This window comes from Blastococcus sp. SYSU DS0552 (assembly GCF_054050815.1).
The window spans coordinates 82,317-94,783 of sequence record NZ_JBJHAB010000012.1 but is presented as its reverse complement, the minus strand read 5'-3'; the positions used below and the strand labels follow the sequence as shown (position 1 = coordinate 94,783).

The 12,467-nt window shown below is 74.9% G+C and carries 14 protein-coding genes; 6 read left to right on the top strand and 8 right to left on the bottom strand.

The features are described 5' to 3' along the window. Position 1: 1 nt before the first annotated feature. Positions 2-937 (top strand): GNAT family N-acetyltransferase, encoded by a 936-nt coding sequence (locus tag ACI8AG_RS13760; protein WP_456597488.1) that lies wholly within the window; start codon positions 2-4, stop codon positions 935-937. A 49-nt stretch (positions 938-986) separates the two neighbouring features. Here the strand turns inward: ACI8AG_RS13760 and ACI8AG_RS13755 are convergent, their stop codons facing one another. After that, positions 987-2,417 carry a class II fumarate hydratase gene (locus tag ACI8AG_RS13755; protein ID WP_456597487.1) on the bottom strand — a complete coding sequence of 477 codons (1,431 nt, stop codon included), beginning with the start codon at positions 2,415-2,417 and terminating at the stop codon, positions 987-989. Between the two features lie 171 nt (positions 2,418-2,588). Between ACI8AG_RS13755 and ACI8AG_RS13750 the strand changes: the two genes are divergently transcribed. Continuing rightward, positions 2,589-3,257, top strand: coding sequence for a hypothetical protein (locus ACI8AG_RS13750; protein ID WP_456597486.1), 669 nt, complete (start codon positions 2,589-2,591; stop codon positions 3,255-3,257). 61 nt (positions 3,258-3,318) lie between these two features. Then, positions 3,319-3,942 (top strand): DUF1707 domain-containing protein, encoded by a 624-nt coding sequence (locus ACI8AG_RS13745; protein ID WP_456597485.1) that lies wholly within the window; start codon positions 3,319-3,321, stop codon positions 3,940-3,942. Between the two features lie 100 nt (positions 3,943-4,042). Here ACI8AG_RS13745 and glpX read toward each other — a convergent pair whose 3' ends face one another. Further along, positions 4,043-5,095, bottom strand: a complete 1,053-nt coding sequence (gene glpX / locus ACI8AG_RS13740) for a class II fructose-bisphosphatase (RefSeq protein ID WP_456597484.1) — start codon at positions 5,093-5,095, stop codon at positions 4,043-4,045. Between the two features lie 172 nt (positions 5,096-5,267). Here glpX and ACI8AG_RS13735 point away from each other — a divergent pair, with 172 nt between their 5' ends. Both ACI8AG_RS13735 and ACI8AG_RS13730 read left to right on the top strand, forming a co-directional pair. Further along, on the top strand, positions 5,268-5,894 hold the full coding sequence (locus ACI8AG_RS13735; protein WP_456597483.1) for a DUF4245 domain-containing protein: 627 nt from the start codon (positions 5,268-5,270) through the stop codon (positions 5,892-5,894). 206 nt (positions 5,895-6,100) lie between these two features. Beyond that, positions 6,101-6,283 carry a hypothetical protein gene (locus tag ACI8AG_RS13730; protein ID WP_456597482.1) on the top strand — a complete coding sequence of 61 codons (183 nt, stop codon included), beginning with the start codon at positions 6,101-6,103 and terminating at the stop codon, positions 6,281-6,283. Between the two features lie 50 nt (positions 6,284-6,333). Here ACI8AG_RS13730 and ACI8AG_RS13725 read toward each other — a convergent pair whose 3' ends face one another. From ACI8AG_RS13725 to ACI8AG_RS13715, 3 genes are all read right to left on the bottom strand, one after another. Continuing rightward, a complete protein-coding gene (locus ACI8AG_RS13725; protein WP_456597481.1) occupies positions 6,334-6,552 on the bottom strand; it encodes an exodeoxyribonuclease VII small subunit in 219 nt (72 codons plus the stop codon). After that, complete coding sequence (gene xseA / locus ACI8AG_RS13720) at positions 6,549-7,811, bottom strand: exodeoxyribonuclease VII large subunit (RefSeq protein WP_456597480.1); 1,263 nt, start codon at positions 7,809-7,811, stop codon at positions 6,549-6,551. The genes ACI8AG_RS13725 and xseA overlap by 4 nt, the downstream gene beginning before the upstream one ends. A 76-nt stretch (positions 7,812-7,887) precedes the next feature. Further along, entirely contained in the window at positions 7,888-9,147 is a 1,260-nt protein-coding gene (locus ACI8AG_RS13715; RefSeq protein WP_456597479.1) for a hypothetical protein, read from the bottom strand. Between the two features lie 145 nt (positions 9,148-9,292). Between ACI8AG_RS13715 and ACI8AG_RS13710 the strand changes: the two genes are divergently transcribed. After that, positions 9,293-10,264, top strand: a complete 972-nt coding sequence (locus ACI8AG_RS13710) for a 4-hydroxy-3-methylbut-2-enyl diphosphate reductase (RefSeq protein WP_456597478.1) — start codon at positions 9,293-9,295, stop codon at positions 10,262-10,264. 15 nt (positions 10,265-10,279) lie between these two features. Here ACI8AG_RS13710 and ACI8AG_RS13705 read toward each other — a convergent pair whose 3' ends face one another. From ACI8AG_RS13705 to ACI8AG_RS13695, 3 genes are all read right to left on the bottom strand, one after another. Beyond that, positions 10,280-10,480: a hypothetical protein gene (locus ACI8AG_RS13705; protein WP_456590934.1), complete on the bottom strand. Its 201-nt coding sequence runs from the start codon at positions 10,478-10,480 to the stop codon at positions 10,280-10,282. A 52-nt stretch (positions 10,481-10,532) separates the two neighbouring features. After that, positions 10,533-11,195, bottom strand: a complete 663-nt coding sequence (locus tag ACI8AG_RS13700; protein ID WP_456597477.1) for a DUF6542 domain-containing protein — start codon at positions 11,193-11,195, stop codon at positions 10,533-10,535. A gap of 186 nt (positions 11,196-11,381) precedes the next feature. Then, positions 11,382-12,464 (bottom strand): DNA recombination protein RmuC, encoded by a 1,083-nt coding sequence (locus tag ACI8AG_RS13695; protein ID WP_456597476.1) that lies wholly within the window; start codon positions 12,462-12,464, stop codon positions 11,382-11,384. Positions 12,465-12,467 lie beyond the last annotated feature (3 nt).

Here is a 12,467-nt window from a genome sequence, read left to right as displayed (position 1 = left end):
GGTGACTGGTCCGGGCCTGGCCGAGCCGCTGCTGGGAGGTGGGCTGCTCTACTGCGGCGCGCGCTTCCACGAGCTGAACGACGTACCCGTGGACCGGCGCTGGCGGCACGAGCACCGCCGCCCGGGAGGCCCGCTCGTGGGTGTGCTGGACGGTGTCCTGACCGACGGTGCGCTGGTGTCCGGTCACAGCGCTCCGTTCGGCGGGCTGGACCTGGTGCGCGACGACCCTGCCGTCACCGATCTCGTGGACCTGGTCTCCAGCGCCCTCGCGTCGCTGCGGGCCCAGGGGGTCGGACGGGTGGAGGTCCGGGCGCGGCCGGTGGCGTACTCCGCTGCCGAGCCGCTGGTGGAGTACGTCCTCCTCAACTGCGGCTTCACCGTCGAGCGCTGCGACCTGAACATGCACGTCGACCTGGCCGGGGTCGTCGATCCGCTGCTGCTGCTCAAGGAGCGCAAGCGGCGGTACGTGCGGGCGGCGCTGCGCGGATCGTGGGAGCTGGTGGAGGTCACCGGTGGCGAGGACCTCACGACGTTGCACCGGATCCTCGCCGACAACCGCACCTCGCACGGCCGGCCCCTGCCGCTGGCGCGCGACTACCTGGCCCGGGTCTCCGAGGCGTTTCCCGACCGGGTGCAGATGCGGCTGCTGCGTCTGGACGGGCGGCCCGTCGCCGGTGCCGTCGTCTACCGGGCGCTGGAGGACGTCCACCAGGTCGTGCACTGGGCCGATGCCCCCGACGGCGACCTGGCGCACTCACCCATGGAGCTGCTCGCGTACCTGGTCTACCGGGAGGCCCTGGAGAGCGGGGCCCGCCTGGTCGACCTGGGACCGGCGAGTGAGAAGGACGGCAGGCCGAACATCGGGCTCGTTGCCTTCAAGCGTTCGGTGGGTGCCTCGCCGGGCACCCGCAAGGTTTTCACCGCGGCCCTGGACTGATCCCGCGGTCCGTCGGCCACCCCCGCAGGGGTGGCCGACGGGAGCCACGTCAGGGGTGGGTCATGGAGAGGACGTCGAGCGCCTCGTCGAGCTGGGCCTCGGTGAGCTTGCCCTGCTCCACGTAGCCGCGCTCGACGACGACCTGGCGGATCGTCTTCTGCTCGGCCAGCGACTGCTTGGCGACCTTGGCCGCCTCCTCGTACCCGATGTACTTGTTCAGCGGCGTGACGATCGAGGGGGAGGACTCGGCGTAGGTGCGGCACTGCTCCACGTTGGCGGTGATTCCGTCGACGCACCGGTCGGCGAGCAGCCGGCTGACGTTGGCCAGGAGCCGGATCGACTCCAGGATGTTGCGGGCCATGAGCGGCAAGGTCACGTTGAGCTCGAAGACGCCGGTGGTGCCCGCGTAGGTGACCGCGGCGTCGTTGCCGATCACCTGGGCGCCGACCTGGATCACCGCCTCGGGGATCACCGGGTTGACCTTGCCCGGCATGATCGAGCTGCCCGGCTGCAGGTCGGGGAGGGCGATCTCGCCGAGCCCGGTGCGCGGGCCGGAACCCATCCAGCGCAGGTCGTTGGCGATCTTGATCAGGCCGACGGCGATCGTCTTCAGCTGGCCCGAGCCCTCGACCAGCGCGTCGCGGGAGCTCTGCGCCTCGAAGTGGTTGCGGGCCTCCGTCAGCGGCAGCTCCATCTGGCCGGCCAGCTTCTCGATGATCGCGGCGGCGAAGCCGGGCGGGGTGTTGATGCCGGTCCCGACGGCGGTGCCACCGAGGGGCAGCTCGCCGATGCGCGGCAGCGAGGCCTCCAGCCGCTCGATCCCGTAGCGGACGGCGGCCGCGTAGCCGCCGAACTCCTGGCCGAGGGTCACCGGGGTGGCGTCCATGAGGTGGGTGCGGCCGCTCTTGACGACCTCCGCGAACTCCTCCGCCTTCCGCTCGAGCGAGGCCTCGAGGTGCCGCAGCGCCGGGATCAGGGTGACGACGATGGCGCGGGTGGCGGCGATGTGGATCGCCGACGGGAAGACGTCGTTGGACGACTGCGAGGCGTTGACGTGGTCGTTCGGGTGCACCGGCGCGCCGAGGGACTCGGTGGCCAGCGAGGCGATGACCTCGTTGGTGTTCATGTTGCTCGACGTGCCCGAGCCGGTCTGGAAGACGTCGATGGGGAAGTGCGCGTCCCAGTCGCCGCGGGCCACGGTCCCGGCCGCCTCGGTGACGGCGTCGGCGATCGACCGGTCGAGGACGCCGAGGTCGGCGTTGACGGCGGCCGCCGCTCCCTTGATCGCCGCGAGCGCCCCGATCAGCTCCCGCTCGATAGGCGTGCCCGAGATGGGGAAGTTCTCGACGGCACGCTGGGTCTGCGCCCGCCACTTGGCCCAGGAGGGAACGCGGACCTCTCCCATGGAGTCGTGCTCGATGCGGAAGTCGGGGGTGTCCTGACCGCTGCCGTCCTGCGCTGCGCCGTTCTGCTGGGCCACGCTGTGCTCCCGGTGGTGTGGATGGTGACAGTGCTCCGCACGGGACCCTAGACACCCGTGGGGGTGCCGGTCGGTCCCGCCCTCGCGCGGGCCGCCGAGGAGAGGGGTGCGCGCCGCAGTGCTGTGCGCTGCCACGGTGCCGAGCCGGCACGAGCCCCCGAGGAGGGCCCCATGTCCCAGCCGCCCCCGACGCCGGACGCCGGCGTTCCGTCGTCCCCGCAGCAGCAGGGCGATCCGAGCTGGCCGGCTCCGGCGGCGGACTGGCCGGCGCCGGGTGCCCAGCCGGCGCCGGACTGGGCGTCCGCCGCCGCCTGGCAGCCGACGCCGACGCCGGCGCAGCTCGCGCCGGCCGTCGCTGCCGCGCCGTCGCACCGTGGCCGCTGGGCGATCGCGGGCGCGGCGGTGGGGGGTCTGGCCGTGGGGGCCGCGGCCACCACGCTGCTGCTGAGCGCCGTGGTGCTGGGTGGCGCGGAGGACGTCGGCCGGGCCGTGGCGGCGGAGCTCGGCCCGGCGCTGACCGACGGCATCCGCGAGGGGATGGTCGAGGGTTCGCGGGCGCAGATGGAGGACGCGGGCGAGTACCTGGACGAGGATATGGGCGGCTGGTACGCCGGCGCGCCGGGCGGGGGCGTCGAGGAGTTCCCGCCGGTGGAGCCCGGCGACCTCGGGCCGGACCCGATCCTCGACGCCTACGCGCAGGGCTGCTTCGACGGGGAGCTGCAGGCCTGCGACGACCTGATGTACGAGTCGCCGCCGCTGTCGGCCTACGAGCAGTACGCGAGCACCTGCGGGGGCCGGGTCAAGGCCTACACGGTGATGGCCTGCACCGAGCTGGCGTGACCCGGGATCCCGCGCCCCGGTTGGGCGTCCCGGGCACGGGGACTCGGTAGCGTCTCCCGACGTGAGCGACGACGCCGGCGCCCCGGTCCTCCGCGCCTCGGATGCCGAGCGCGAGGCCGTGGTCGCCCGGTTGCAGGCGGCCGTGGGTGAGGGCCGGCTGGACCTCGACGAGTTCGCCCAGCGGGCCGAGTCGGCCTACGCCGCGGTCACGCGGGCCGAGCTGGACGTGCTGGTCGCCGACCTGCCGGCGGGTGCCCCGGCACCGGTCGAGATCGTCGGGCGGCGGACGCCGGAGGAGGAGGTCAGCAGCGTCTTCGGCGACATCGTGCTGACCGTGGCGGCGACGCCACCGCGGCGGGCGAGCTCCGTGTTCGGCGACGTCCGGATCGACCTGCGCGGCCTGCGGACCGGCGAGGAGCGGCTCGACCTGCACGTGAGCACGGTGTTCGGCACCGTCGACGTCATCGTCGCCGAGGGCGTGGAGGCCGAGCTGCTGGGCCGCACGGTGTTCGGCGACCGCAGGGTCGAGCTGGCGCCCGTGGCCCGGCTGGCGGGCACGCCGGTGGTGGTGGTCCACGCCCGCACGGTCTTCGGCGACCTGCGGCTGCGCAGCCTGGCGCCGGGCGAGCACCCCAGCCGCTGGCGTGCGCTCATGGACCGGCTGGCCCAGCGCCACCTGCCATGACACCGCGATCCTCGTGGATGGCACCGCGGCCAGGTGCCGTCCTCGCTGGCACGGAGCCGCTGGGCGGAGCGCTCCGGGCCCCACTCGGCGTGCCCCCCGGTCAGGGCTCCCGGTCGAAGGGTACGGCCGAGTAGGCGCGCAGCTTCTCCAGCGAGTGCAGGCTGTCGATCGAGCGGATGGTGCCCGACCGGGAGCGCATGACCAGCGACTGGGTGGTGCACCCACCGGCGCTGTAGCGGACTCCGCGCAGCAGCTCGCCGTCGGTGATGCCGGTGGCCACGAAGAAGACGTCGCCGCGCACCAGGTCGTCGATGTGCAGGACGCGGTCGAGGTCGTGCCCGGCGTCCAGCGCCTTCTGCCGCTCGTCGTCGTCCTTGGGCCACAGCCGGCCCTGGAGCGCGCCGCCCATGCACTTGAGGGCGCAGGCGGTGATGATCCCTTCGGGCGTGCCGCCGATGCCGAGCAGCAGGTCCACTCCGGTGCCCTCGCGGGCGGCGGCGATCGCGCCCGCGACGTCGCCGTCGGTGATGAACTTGATCCGCGCCCCGGCCTCGCGCACCTCGTGCACCAGCTGCTCGTGCCGCGGGCGGTCGAGGATGCAGACGGTCACGTCACCGACCGAGCTGCGCTTGGCCTTCGCGATGCGCCGGATGTTCTCGGCGACCGGCGCGGTGATGTCCACGACGTCGGCCGCGGCCGGGCCGGTGGCCAGCTTCTCCATGTAGAAGACCGCCGACGGGTCGTACATGGCGCCCCGCTCGGCAACCGCCATGACGGCGATGGCGTTGGGCATGCCCTTGGCCATCAGCGTGGTGCCGTCGACCGGGTCGACGGCGACGTCGCACTCCGGCCCCTGCCCGTCCCCGACCTGCTCGCCGTTGTAGAGCATCGGCGCCTCGTCCTTCTCGCCCTCGCCGATCACGACGACGCCCTTCATGCTCACCGTGCCGATGAGCGCGCGCATCGCATCGACGGCCGCGCCGTCACCACCGATCTTGTCGCCGCGGCCCACCCAGCGACCGGCCGCCATGGCGCCCGCCTCGGTGACCCGCACGAGCTCCATGGCCAGGTTGCGGTCGGGCGCCGGTCGATCGGCGCTGAACGGGCGCCCAGAGGCCGGGGAGACGGGGGCGTCGGGGAAGGGGAGCGACACAGGACCTCCTGGAGAAGGACCCCGTCCTCCCCACCCCTCGCAAGCTCGGGGTGGGGCCCGGGACGGAGCCGGGGCGACCCTGCGACCGGCCGCTCCGGCAGAACCGGATCGACAGGAGGCCGCACGGGCGCTGGGCGGCGGTGGGGGAGAGCTCACCTGCGATCCTAGGGGCATGACCGGATCCGGCCCTACGAGCCAGCGTCCCCAGCACCCCGATGACGTGGCCGGGCCCGAGGCCGAGGTCCCGCCGCCGCCGTCCGCCGCCGAGCGGGCCAACCGGATGAGCGCGGCGAACATGCTCCGCTCGCTCGTCCCGCTCGTGGTCATCTGCCTGCTGATCGTGGCCTGGCAGGCCTTCCGCAACAACCCGGACGACCCGGTGCGGGAGATCGACCCCACGAGCACGCTGCGGCTGGCCGAGGCGGAGTCGGAGTACGCCCTGCTGGTGCCCTCGCTCGGTGAGGACTACCGCCCGACGAGCGTGCGCACCGATGCCGGCACCGGCCCCGAGGGGGCGCCGGTCACCGTGCAGCTGGGGTACGTGACGCCGGCGGGTGACTACGCCGGATACGTGGTGAGCGACGACGCGGACGCCGACGCCGTCGACGCCGTGCTCGACGGCGCGACGGAGGACGGCGGGGCGGAGATCGACGGCGAGCGGTGGACCCGGTCGACGACGCAGCGGGGCGAGACGGCGTTCTCGCGGGTCGCCGACGGGGTCACGCTGGTCGTCACCGGCTCGGCCGCGGACGACGAGCTGCGCGAGGTGGCCGCGGCGGTCGCCCCCTTCCAGGGCTGACCCGCGAGGGGGTACAGCGTGCGACGCAGGTCACGAGAGGGTGACGCCCCGGTGCGTCGCGGGCCGGGACGGCCGGCAGGGGTGACGCTGTCGGGCATCAGCCACTGACCCGACCGTCCACGAGGAGACCCCGGATGCCGCCACACGAGGAGTGCCCCCGTAGTGATCACCGGGCCCCGGCCGAGGGTGGGTCGTGCGCGTGCGGCATGGTGACGCGCATCCCCGCCGCCCCCGCCGGGGTGGACGTGCGGGACGTGCTGGCCCGCTGCCTCGACGAGGGGGCGCCGGGGTCTCCCGCGCTCCAGCAGCGGGTCGACCGGGTGCTGGCGGCCTTCGCCGAGGCCGGCCTCGTGATCGCCCCGGACGCCGGGGTGCGTTCTCCCGCCTGAGCTCCTCCGTCGCGGGCTGTCGCGGCAGTGCGGGCCGGCCTAGGAGCCGCTCAGGGCTCCTCGCCGGGCGCGGCGGCGGCCAGGCGCTCGCGGGCCCGGTCGAGCCAGTGCTGGCAGACCCGGGCCAGCTCCTCCCCGCGCTCCCAGAGGGTCAGCGACTCCTCGAGGGTCAGGCCGCCGGCCTCCAGCCGCCGCACGACGTCGGCCAGTTCCTCCCGGGCCTGCTCGTAGGTGGTCGTCGGCTCGGGGGTGCGCTCGTCGGCGCTCATGCGGGGTCCTCCTGGACGGTGGTGGCTTCGGTGCCGGGGGAGGCGGTCGCGCTCCGGTCGACGCGGACGGGGAGCTGGCCGCCGGCGACCCGCACCCGCAGCAGCTCGCCGTCGGCCACGTCGCCGGGATCGCGCACCAGCGCGCCGTCGGCCCGCTGCACGACGGCGTAGCCGCGGTCCAGCGTCGCGGCCGGGGAGAGGGCGGCCACCCGTGCCCGGGCGTGCTCCAGGTCGCGCTCCGCCGCCTCGACGCGGTGGGTGAGCGTCCGGCGGGCACGGGTGCGCAGGCCCTCGACGTCCTCCTCCCGGCCGTGTAGCAGCCGGTCGGGGGAGGCGAGCGCCGGCCGGCTGCGGACCGACTCCAGCCAGCGCTCCTGCTGCTCCAGCCGGGCGGCGACCAGGTGCCGGGCGCGGGCGCGCAGCCCGTCGACGAGCCGCCGCTGCTCACCGATCTCCGGCACGATCCGGTGGGCGGCGTCGGTAGGGGTGGCGGCCCGCACGTCGGCCGCGTGGTCGACGAGCGTCGTGTCGGTCTCGTGGCCGACGGCGGTGACGACCGGGGTGCGGCAGCCGGCGACGGCGCGCACCAGGCCCTCGTCGGAGAAGGGCAGCAGGTCCTCGACCGAGCCGCCGCCGCGGGCGATCACGATGACCTCCACGGCCGGGTCGGCGTCCAGCTTCCGCAGCCCCTCGATGACGTTCGCGGCCGCCTGTGGCCCTTGCACGACGCAGTGGTGCAGCGCGAAGCGCACCGCCGGCCACCGCCGGCGCGCGGTCACCAGCACGTCCCGCTCGGCGGCGCTGTCCCGGCCGGTGATCAGCCCCACGACGCCGGGTGCGAAGGGCAGCGGCCGCTTCCGGGCCGCGGCGAAGAGGCCCTCGGCGGTCAGCAGGCGGCGGATCCGCTCGATGCGGGCGAGCAGTTCACCCAGCCCGACGGCGCGGATCTCGGTGGCCCGCAGGGAGAAGGAGCCGCGGGCCACGTAGTAGTCGGGCCGGGCCCGCACGATGACGCGGGCGCCCTCGGTGAGCTCGAGGCCGGGGCGTTCGGCGACCTCGCGGTGGCAGGTGACCGGCACCGACAGGTCGGCCGCCGGGTCGCGCAGGGTGAGGAACACGGTGGCCGCACCGCCCCGCCGCGACAGCTGGGCGACCTGCCCCTCGACCCAGACCTCGCCCAGCCGGCCGATCCAGTCGGCCACCTTGCGAGCCACCGTGCGGACCGGCCACGGCGACTCGGGGGACGACGGGGCGGTCATGACCTGAGGGTGTCAGACGGCACCGACACCCCCTGGGCTGCCCCCGCACCGGTCCGACCGGGGCAGGGGCCGTCCCTCAGGTGCCCCGCGGGGCCAGCGGGCTGGCCTCGACCGCCTGCTCCTCGAGCTTCTCCAGCCGGTTGCGCAGCATCCGCAGGTACGGCTCGCGCGCGCGGGTGGCCTGCTCGTAGGCCAGCAGGTCGGAGACCGTGTTGAGCTGGTAGCCGCGCAGACGGCCGCGCAGCTGGGCGATCGAGAAGCTGTCGTAGCCGTCGACGGGCGCCGCCCCGGCGGCCTGGGCGCCGGACAGCTCGCTGCCGCCCTGGGGGTCGTCGGTCGGTGCCGCGGAGCCCTCCCCGACGGCGCCGACGGCCGCTCCCTCGTCGATCGCGGCGTCGGTCCCGGCGGTGTCGGTGCCGCCCACGTCGGTCCGCACACCGGTGGCGGCGGCGACCGGGCTGCCGCTCTCGTCCACGGCGACGTCCGGGCCGGCGTTCGTGCCCGTCGCGGCGGTGGCGGTGCCGTCGGTGGCCGCGACCGTCTCGTCGGTGCCGGCGCCTTCCTGCGGCTCCTCGACGGCGGCGATGCCCTCGTCGGTGACCGCCGCGTCGACGGTCGCCACCTCGCCGTCGGCGGTGAGCACGTCGACGCTCTCACCACCGTCGGGCTGCTCGGCAGCAGCCGCCGGAGCGGGCTCGGACTCCAGCAGCGCCCGCTCCAGGGCGCCGGCGTCCTCGGTGACCACCGCGTCGTCGGCGGCGAGCGCGTCCGCGGGCCCCTGGTCCAGCGGGTCGGTGTCGGGCACCTCGGGGACGACCTCGTCGATGGCGAGCTCGTCGAGCACCTCGTCGGTGCTCGGCGCCTCCTCCACCGGCAGGTCGGTGAGGGCCTGCTGGGCCTCGCCCGCGCCGTCGGCGAGCTCCTCGAGCCCGTCGGCGAGGTCCTCCACCAGCTCCTCCCCGAGGTCGTCGATGGCGGCGACCACCGCGTCGGCGGCCGGGTCGTCGGGGAGCTCGGCCACCTCCTCGTCGGTGATCGTGCCGCTGTCGGCGACCCGGTCGAAGGCGGAGCCGCGGTAGCCGGTGGGCGGCTCCACGTCGTCGTCGAAGGTCGCCAGACCCGGCTCTGCCTCGCCGCGGAGCCCGACGAGGAGCTCGTCGCCGCGGGCGACGAACCCGGCGTAGGTCTGCTGCACCTTCATCGCGTGCTGCATCGCCATGCCGATCACGCGCACGGGCACGCCGGGCAGGGTCTCGGGCAGCTTGCGCGCCTCGTCGAGCACGGTGGCCGCCAGACCGGCGGCGGCGCGGACAACCTCGGGGATCTCACGGGCCATGCTGCACAGCGTGCCCCAGAACGCCCCGCCCGACACCCCCGACCAGGGATGATGCGCCTGCAGGAGGGATGTGGCTGGTCACATCCGTGTCCGGGGCCACCTGCGCACGCCCGCCCGGCGCCGGCCACCCACCTACCATGGGGGCATGGCTGAACAGCGCGGACGTGTCCTGCTGGCCGATCCCCGGGGGTACTGCGCCGGCGTGGACCGGGCGGTGGTCGCCGTCGAACGAGCGCTGGAGATCCACGGTGCTCCGGTGTACGTCCGCAAGCAGATCGTCCACAACAAGCACGTCGTGGCCACGCTGGAGCGGCGCGGGGCGATCTTCGTGGAGGAGACCGACGAGGTGCCCGAGGGCTCCGTCGTCGTCTTCAGCGCCCACGGCGTCTCCCCGGCGGTGCACCAGGAGGCGGCCGACCGGCAGCTGCGCACCATCGACGCCACCTGCCCGTTGGTCACGAAGGTGCACCAGGAGGCCAAGCGGTTCGCCCGGGACGACTACGACATTCTGCTGATCGGCCACCGCGGCCACGAGGAGGTCGAGGGCACCTCCGGCGAGGCCCCGACCCACATCCAGCTCGTCGACGGGCCCGACGACGTCGCGAACGTCCAGGTGCGCGACCCGGAGAAGGTCGTGTGGCTGTCGCAGACCACGCTGTCGGTCGACGAGACCCTGGCCACCGTCGACCAGCTGAAGAACCGGTTCCCGGGGCTGCAGTCGCCGCCCAGCGACGACATCTGCTACGCCACGCAGAACCGGCAGCAGGCCGTGAAGCAGATGGCCGGCGAGTGCGACCTCGTGCTCGTGGTGGGTTCCACGAACTCGTCGAACTCCGTGCGGCTGGTGGAGGTCGCCCTGGAGGCCGGCGCCCGCGCCAGCTACCTGGTCGACTACGCCGCGGAGATCGACGAGGCCTGGCTCGAGGGGGTCGGCACCGTCGGCGTCACCAGCGGTGCGTCGGTGCCGGAGATCCTGGTGAGCGAGGTGCTGGACTGGCTCGCCGCCCGCGGTTACCCCGACGTGGGGACGGTGAAGGCCGCCGAGGAGCGGCTGGTGTTCGCGCTGCCGCACGAGCTGCGCCGGGCCGAGAAGGCGAAGCGGGACACCGCCGACTGAGCACGCCCGCCGGCCTCAGCCGACGCCACCCCCGAACGTCCAGTCGTTGCTGCTGGGGGAGCCGTGGGATGGGGCGCCGTGCCTCGTCGACAGGTGCGGGGCGTCCGACCGGCCGCTGCGCCGTTGGCGCCGCACGACGATCAGTGCCAGGACTGCGAGGAGGGCGCCCCCCGCGGCCAGCCAGAGGAGCAGCTCCATGACGTCGTCCTCCTCCATCCCCGGCCCACCGTCGGGGCGAGCGTGTCAGGGCGGCTGTGGGCCGCCGTGGTCAGCGGCGGGTGACCAGCCGCACGACGCTCAGCAGGAGGGCGATCGCGGTCGCGACGGCCATCGTCGGGAATCCGCGGACCAGCAGGGTCGCCATGGTGGGCAGGTTCAGCGTCGCCGAGGGGGCGAGGACGATGTTCACGACCGCGACCAGCGCGAAGACCAGTGGCGGCGCGACGATGACGGTCAGCAGGTCGCGGCGCCGGACGAGCAGGGTGGCCACCGAGACCCCGATCGCCAGCGCGACCAGCGTGATCAGGCCCAGGCCGATGCCGAAGAAGGAGTCGACCGCACCGCCGGCGAGGGTCAGCAGGAAGACGCCGAGCACGGCGAGGGAGCCGCGCAGCCGACTCCCCGGTGCGGCGGCGGGCGACGCGGTCTGCGCACGGCCGCGCTCCTGCGCGGGGCGCCCGGCGCTCGGCCGCGGCGGGCCGGGCTCGCGACGGCGGGGACCGGCCGGCTGTGACCGGTCGTCCGCGTATTCGCGCTCGGCCGCGCGCAGGCGCTCGCCGGCGCGACCGGGTGCGGGTGCGCCGGCACGGGACGGGCGCGCGGGGCGGGCCGGGCGGTCGCTGGCGACGGGGGGACGCGGTGCGCGTGCGGGGTACGGCCGATCGGGCCGTCCTCCGCTCTGCCATGCGCCCGCCGTGCTCGCCGTGGCCATGGCGCACCTCCGTCCCGCTCCCGTGGACGACCCGGCTGGCCGACCTCCGGGGCAACGGTAGCGACCCGAGCTGGCAGTTCGTGGGAGGAGGCCATCGCGTCGCGGGCATCCTGTGGTGGCCCAGTAGCGCAGGGTGATGGTTGTGACGGGCGGGGTGGACGAGTCCGTCCGGCGGTCCGGCCCGCCTCAGCCCGCGGTGCCGTCGCGCTCCTCCACCCCGGCCGGGTCCAGCCGCCCGAGGTCGTCGGCCGGCCGCAGCGTGCGGATGGTCGCCTCCACCGGGGCAGGCTCGGGTACGGGGGCCTCGGCGATCCCCAGGTCGTCGAACCGGCGCGCGGCGGTCAGCACCGAGCGCTCGTAGGAGCCGACCGTCTCGTTGTAGCGGGTGAGCGTGGTCGACAACGCCGAGCCCAGGCGGGTGAGGTGCCCGGAGAGCGTGCTGAGGCGGGCGTGCAGCCGCCGGCCCACCTCGAGCACCTGGTCGGCGTCGCGGGCCAGCCGCTCCTGGCGCCAGGAGTAGGCAACCGTGCGCAGCAGGGCCAGCAGGGTGCTCGGCGTCGCGAGCACCACGTCGCGGGCGAAGCCGTACTCGAGCAGGCCGGGTTCGGCCTCCAGCGCCGTCGTCAGGAACCCGTCGGAGGGGACGAACAGGACGGTGAACGGGGCCGCCGGCCGGAAGGCGGTCGGGTACCGGCGGGCGGCCAGCTGGTCGACGTGGGTGCGCAGCTGCCGGGCGTGCGCCACCACCCGCTGGGCGCGGACGTCGCGGTCCTCGGCCTGCACCGCCTCGATGTAGCCGGTGAACGGGACCTTGGCGTCGACCACCACCTGCCGGCCGTCGGCGAGGGTGACGACGAGGTCGGGGCGGACGCCGGCGCCCTCGTCGTTCGTGCCGCCGGGCTGCTCGACGAAGTCGCAGTGCTCGAGCAGGCCGGCGACCTCGACCACGCGCCGCAGCTGCACCTCGCCCCAGCGGCCACGGACGTGCGGCGTGCGCAGTGCGGTGACGAGCGCGGCGGTCTCGTGCTTCAGCTGCGCCGAGGCCTGGCCGACGGTGCCCATCTGCTCGCGCAGCTCCCCGTGCGCGGTGGCCCGGGCCCGTTCCATGCCGGCCAGCAGCCGGTGCAGGTGGTCGAGCGACTCGTGCACCGGCTCCAGCCCCGTGTCCTCCGGGCGGCGGCGGGCGAGCAGGGTGACGACGCCCAGCGTGATCGCGGCACCGAGCAGCGCGCCCAGGAGGAGCCCGAGGAAGAGAGAAGCGGCGTCCATGGG

Bases quoted from the DNA above. Each gene is read 5' to 3' on its own strand.
- ACI8AG_RS13710 (WP_456597478.1), top strand. From the start codon at position 9,293: ATGGCTGAACAGCGCGGACGTGTCCTGCTGGCCGATCCCCGGGGGTAC.
- ACI8AG_RS13700 (WP_456597477.1), bottom strand. From the start codon at position 11,195: ATGGCCACGGCGAGCACGGCGGGCGCATGGCAGAGCGGAGGACGGCCC.
- ACI8AG_RS13750 (WP_456597486.1), top strand. From the start codon at position 2,589: ATGTCCCAGCCGCCCCCGACGCCGGACGCCGGCGTTCCGTCGTCCCCG.
- xseA (WP_456597480.1), bottom strand. From the start codon at position 7,811: ATGACCGCCCCGTCGTCCCCCGAGTCGCCGTGGCCGGTCCGCACGGTG.
- ACI8AG_RS13695 (WP_456597476.1), bottom strand. From the start codon at position 12,464: ATGGACGCCGCTTCTCTCTTCCTCGGGCTCCTCCTGGGCGCGCTGCTC.
- ACI8AG_RS13730 (WP_456597482.1), top strand. From the start codon at position 6,101: ATGGTGACGCGCATCCCCGCCGCCCCCGCCGGGGTGGACGTGCGGGAC.
- ACI8AG_RS13725 (WP_456597481.1), bottom strand. From the start codon at position 6,552: ATGAGCGCCGACGAGCGCACCCCCGAGCCGACGACCACCTACGAGCAG.
- ACI8AG_RS13705 (WP_456590934.1), bottom strand. From the start codon at position 10,480: ATGGAGGAGGACGACGTCATGGAGCTGCTCCTCTGGCTGGCCGCGGGG.
- ACI8AG_RS13715 (WP_456597479.1), bottom strand. From the start codon at position 9,147: ATGGCCCGTGAGATCCCCGAGGTTGTCCGCGCCGCCGCCGGTCTGGCG.
- ACI8AG_RS13735 (WP_456597483.1), top strand. From the start codon at position 5,268: ATGACCGGATCCGGCCCTACGAGCCAGCGTCCCCAGCACCCCGATGAC.